The following is a 5394-nucleotide window of genomic DNA, read 5'->3' as shown; positions in this document are numbered from 1 at the left end:
CCATGCCCATCGGGCCGCGGGCTTCTTCCAGAGAGACAGCGACGCCAAACTCGGCGAAAGCCTCGACAAAGATCTGCGTCGGGGCAAAGGAACCGAAATCAACAACGGTGCCCGCCCAGTCCAGAACCACGGCTTGCAGTTGATCGGGTTGTTTGTAATTCATGATGATCGCTCCAGCAAAAGGTATGAGGTGACTACAAGTTCAAGGGTTGGTGCCGACAACGACCGGTTGTACGGGCATCGAGACTGACTGTTGTTTTTCCACTGTTTTCGGACGGCTGTTCCAGAACGGAATCAACATCAAGCTGGCCAACAGTGCAGCGCCGGTGAACACCAGAAATACGGTAATTGTGTCGAAGTAACCGGGCAGCAAGCCGCCAAGGATTGCCCCTATCGAACCGCAACCGTTGACGAAACCTGCGGATGAGGCCGCTCCGTCCTTGCTACCGAAATCAATGGCCGCCGAGCCGCTGATCATCGAGTCCGGCCCATAGAGTGTCAGGCCCATCATGAACAGCAGGCCGACCACCATGTAGAGACTGCCGCTCTGCATTGCAGGAACAAACAACCCTAAGCAGACCGTGAGGACAACCAGGCTGAGGACACAGGCCGGCATACGACGAGCGCCGAAGTACTTATCTGAGGCAATACCGATAAGGATTGGGCCTACCAGCCCGGCCAGTTCAAAAGCGGTAGGTACAATCGCGGACGCAACTTTGCCAATTTCAGGCATGCGTTCGTAAATGATTACCGGACCCCATAAGAGAATGGCGTAGCGCGCGGGTTTAAGCATGAAATAGGCAAGGCCCAGAACCAGCACGGTTCGATTTTTCATGACGGTACGCAAGCCCGCCCACATGCTCTCGCGTGGAACGATGACGTTGCTGACAGGTTCTAGCTCGATCTCGACTGGAGGCAGACCTACGTCTTCCGGCCTGTTGCGCTGCAGGAAAAAGAACAACACTGCCACCACTAGCACCACAGCAGCGCTGCTGATGAACGCTATGCGCCAGTCGTGGTACAAGTTGTAGGCCCACCAACCGGCAAATGGCGTTGCTACCAGACCACCAAAGGCGTAACAGGTGCACCAATAACCCATTACGCGGCCACGTTCGCCAGTACTGAAGAAACTGCCAAGGTTCTTACATAGGCCTGACCAACCGGTGGACTGTGCAAGGCCCTGTATCAGCATGCAGGATACGAATATCGGTAACGTGGCGTAGGTGCCCATGAGCAGTGCCGCCACAGCCGATATAACCAGGCCACTAAGGACAACGATCCGCGGTCCGAAGCGGTCAGCGAAATTGCCCCATAGAAACTGGCCTGCGGCATAAGCAGTCAGATAGAGGGCGTCGAGGTTGGCCATCATGGACTTTTCGAGCATGAAGCTCGGGTCCTCGCCAATACCAAGCTTGGCGACAGAGAACGCTTTGCGGGTGAAATAGAAGGCGGCATAGGCCAACCAGGTAATTAGGAAAACCTGCACGCGCCAACGGTGGAGGGATTTCCAGCCACTTGCGAGCGGGCCTGTGGTGTTTTTGTTCATGGTGTTCTGATCCCGTATGAGGTGCCAGACAGCGCAATTAATTGGTTTTTGTTTTTGTTTTCGGTGCAGAAGTCCTGTCCAAGCACACACCATCGAAAAGATGACCATGAGGATGGCGTCAGGCTTCAAGCATTAATTTGCCGCGATCGCTGACTTCTGCTCGGCGTTGCCAAGCGGTAAGTCACCGAATCCATGCTTAAAAAAGACCCCTATCCAAGGGTGCTACCCATTGCACCGATGCTCGAATCGACAGGGATCTTGAAAGGGGTCGATCAGGTTGCTGGTTTTGGCATGTCCACGCCCATTGCCACGAGGCTGTCGGCAATGGCGCGTAGAAGCTGGTGGACGATGTATTCGTCGATCTGTCCGATGCAACCGATGCGAAAGCTTTCAGCCTCGGTCAGCTTGCCCGGGTAGATGATGAATTGGCGGGTCTTGAGTTCTTCATAGAAATGCATGAACTGGAAGTTCGGGTGCTCGGGGCAGAAGAATGTGGTGATGATCGGCGACAGCCAGCAGTCTTCCAGCAGGGTGCGGAATCCGAGTTCACGCATGCCACTTACCAGGACGTCACGGTTGCGTGTGTAGCGCGCCAGACGACCATGCACACCGCCTTCGAGCGCGTGCTGTTCGAGGGCTTTATGGAAGGCCACCACGCTGTGAGTTGGCGGAGTGAAGCGCCACTGACCGGTGCGCTCCATGTACACCCACTGCTCGTAGAGGTCCAGGGACAGGGAGTTGGCTCGGCCCTTTGCAGTCTCCAATACCGAGCGGCGGATGATCACGAAGCCGAAGCCAGGAATACCTTCGATGCATTTGTTGGCCGAAGACACCAGCACATCAAAGGCAATGTCTTTGACGGTTACCGGCACAGCGCCGAAAGTGCTCATGGCGTCGATAATCAGGCTTTTACCGTGGGCCTTTACCACGTCGGAAATCTCACGCAGCGGGTTGAGGATGCCGGAACTGGTTTCGCAGTGGACCAGAAAGACGTGGGTCACATCCGGATTTGATTTGAGCAGAGCATCAACTTCATCAGGCTGCGGCGGCAGGTAGTCACCCTTGTCTAAAGTGATGTATGCCCTGCCAAGGTATTCCAGCGTTTTGGTGGCGCGCTGGCCATAAGCGCCATTCATCAGCACCAGCGCTTTGCCATCACGCGGGATGGCGGTGGCCAGCGCCGCCTCTACTGAATAGCTACCGCTACCTTGGAGCGGTACGCAAGCAAAACTGTCGTCCTGCACCCCTGCCATGCCAAGAAGGTTCTGGCGAACTTCGGCGGTGACTTGGTTGAAGGCACCATCCCATGAACCCCAATCGCGAAGCATGGCTTCCTTGGTCGCTTTGGAGGTGGTCAGGGGGCCCGGTGTCAGCAGGTAAGGTTCACCCAGAGCAGGTTTTGCCAGTGGCTGGGTCATCGGGAACTCGGCTTTGGTCATGATCTTCTCCGGCGGTTTTGTTGTTGTGAGGAGTGATGCCTTGGATTTGATTTATCACGCAGAAAAATGACCGGTAAACAGAAAACTGAAAAAAACAGCCCGATAATGAATTCAGCGCTCATCCGCTCGAAATCAATGTTTGTTAATAGTCAGTAAAGACAATGAGATAGGATAAATTTTCTGGTGAGAAAGCATCGAATTCCGCAGCGCAAAATTACCTATGAATCCATAGGTCTTCTGCGCGATAAGGTCGCTAGACGCTGTTGTCTGGTGCCGTAATGATCGACTCTCATCTTTGGTATTGGTTTTTCCGATGCGGACCCTGGAGCAACCGATTTGAGCGACCTACCTGCGAATGTCATCGTCGACATCACACTAAGCGTGTCCCAAGTGATCAGGCGTATGCACAACTCAAACTCAGGGCTTAAGATAGCTGCTGACTTCCTGGCCTATTCGACCGGGTCGACCTAAAGCCAGAGCGCGAATAATGCTTGAATCGGAACTCAAAGCTTTCTACATGGTTGCCCAATTAGGCAGCGTGACCCTCGCCGCCAGGAAGCTGGGGCTGAGCCAACCCACGGTGACCAACCAGATTCGCCAGCTGGAAAGTCAGTTTGCAGTCGAGCTTTTTTATCGGGGTGGCAGGCGTCTGACTCTCAGCGAGACCGGTACCCGGTTATTGCCACTGATCAAGCCGATGATCTCCCATGGTTTGAACATCGAATTCTTTTTGACCAACGCCAGCAGCAAAGCCGGGAAACTTCGCATCGGTGCCACCGCGCCCTACTACATCCTGGATTTGTTAAAAGCTTTTCGCGAACAGCATGAAGTGCAAGTCAGTCTGGAGTTGGGCAACTCACAACAGATGATTAATGCGCTGGATGAGTACCGGGTCGATCTGGTGACGTCCTCTCAGCAGCTGACTGACCCGCGACTGTTTTGTCTGCCATTGGGGCAAGATCCGTTGGTACTGGTAGCTCATCGAAGCCATCCGCTGGCGAACCAGAGCCGCATCTCTCTAAGCTCTATCGAACATCATTGTGTGCTCATGCGGGAACACGGCTCTCACACCCGCCAACTTACTGAAGACATGCTTGTACAAGCCCAGATCAAGCTTGAGAACGTCATCGAGATTGGCAGCCGGGAGGCCATTCGGGAGGCGGTGCTGCGTAACATCGGGGTGAGCATCATTGCTCGCAACGAAGTGCCTGACAGTCAGGAGTTACGCATCGTGACGATTCATCAAGCCACCTTGCTCGACGAGTTTCTCTACTGCCTGAAAGAGCGACGCGCTGCACGTCTGATTGACGATTTCCTGCAAGTGGCGCAAAAACGCTTCGTCAAGCGGCGAACTTGATCAGCACAATACCCAAAGTAACGGCAACGGCGGCAATCAATCGACGGCGACCGAATGGCTCTTTGAACAGGAGCGTGGCAATTACCGCGCCGATGATCACACTGCTCTCGCGCAATGCGGCGATTTTCGCCACGTTCTCCAGAGTCATCGCCCAGAGCACCAGGGCATATGCTGCGCAGTAAGTCAGCCCACCAAACACCGACATTCGCCAATGGCCCTGCACATGCTGGAGCAGCGCCTGGCGCCGACGCTTCGCGGCAAAAAGCGGGATCGGCACGCTAAGTATCAAGGTGAAGTACACCAGATAAGAAAGCACTCCCTGAGCGCTCCGCACCCCTTGAGCATCAATGACCGTGTACAAGGCCACACAAACGCCAGCGGCCAAAGCATTACGGGGCGCCTGCCACTGTTCTGTCACGCGTAACAGGCTAAGAACCCCGAGCGACAAGATAACCACGCCAGTCAAGCCCAGCGGTGACAAGGTCTCCCCCAGCCACAGGGTCGCAAACACCACCACCAGCAAAGGTGGCAAACCGCGAACCAGTGGGTACACCTGGCCGAAATCGCCAAAGTGGTAAGCCCTGATCAAGAAGTAGCGATAGAACAGGTTGACCGCCACGGACAGCCCAATCAGCCCCCATACCGGCACTGCAGGTGCCTCGACAAAGGGCAAGACGATCAACGCGACAATAAACGCGACACTGTCGACCATTGCCATCGAGGATAGTCGATCGGTGCTGGATTTGACTACGGCGTTCCAACTGGCGTGCATGAAAGCAGAAATCAGTACCAGCAATGTGGCCAGATTGGCGTCGGACATGGGGTGGCTCACTCCAGGAAAGCCGCCAGCATGCCAACCACAAACTCATCAATCCAATCGGTTATTGGGTGGTTTGGTATCAGTAGAACTGATTTACCCATCTCGAATCAGGTCGTTGGTAATCGAGCTGCCCGGCCCAGCGCGGGCCCTAAGGCGCAAAAGACCTATGGATTCATAGGCTTTTTTTCGCAGTGAAATCAGATGCTTCAGAGACTGTCTCTTATACACATCT

Annotated in this window: 4 protein-coding genes and 1 pseudogene; 1 reads left to right on the top strand and 4 read right to left on the bottom strand. The window is 54.7% G+C overall.

The genetic code is table 11. From position 1 onward, the window contains the following. The 3 genes and pseudogenes from UB23_RS00025 to UB23_RS00015 all read right to left on the bottom strand — a co-directional run. Positions 1–163: pseudogene (locus UB23_RS00025) on the bottom strand (phosphonoacetaldehyde hydrolase); the annotation flags it as partial. A 39-nt stretch (positions 164–202) separates the two neighbouring features. Next, positions 203–1546 carry an MFS transporter gene (locus UB23_RS00020; protein ID WP_045057345.1) on the bottom strand — a complete coding sequence of 448 codons (1344 nt, stop codon included), beginning with the start codon at positions 1544–1546 and terminating at the stop codon, positions 203–205. A gap of 272 nt (positions 1547–1818) precedes the next feature. Beyond that, complete coding sequence (locus UB23_RS00015; protein ID WP_045057344.1) at positions 1819–2985, bottom strand: 2-aminoethylphosphonate--pyruvate transaminase; 1167 nt, start codon at positions 2983–2985, stop codon at positions 1819–1821. Between the two features lie 487 nt (positions 2986–3472). Between UB23_RS00015 and UB23_RS00010 the strand changes: the two genes are divergently transcribed. Next, complete coding sequence (locus UB23_RS00010; protein WP_045057343.1) at positions 3473–4342, top strand: LysR substrate-binding domain-containing protein; 870 nt, start codon at positions 3473–3475, stop codon at positions 4340–4342. On the opposite strand, the gene UB23_RS00005 is transcribed toward UB23_RS00010, so the two are convergent. Continuing rightward, on the bottom strand, positions 4326–5162 hold the full coding sequence (locus UB23_RS00005) for an EamA family transporter (protein WP_045057342.1): 837 nt from the start codon (positions 5160–5162) through the stop codon (positions 4326–4328). The genes UB23_RS00010 and UB23_RS00005 overlap by 17 nt on opposite strands. Positions 5163–5394 lie beyond the last annotated feature (232 nt).

Source organism: Pseudomonas sp. ES3-33 (genome assembly GCF_000952175.1).
Classification (GTDB): Bacteria; Pseudomonadota; Gammaproteobacteria; order Pseudomonadales; family Pseudomonadaceae; genus Aquipseudomonas; species Aquipseudomonas gregormendelii.
Note: the sequence above shows the minus strand (reverse complement) of the source record. Positions and strands in the feature narration are given on the sequence as shown.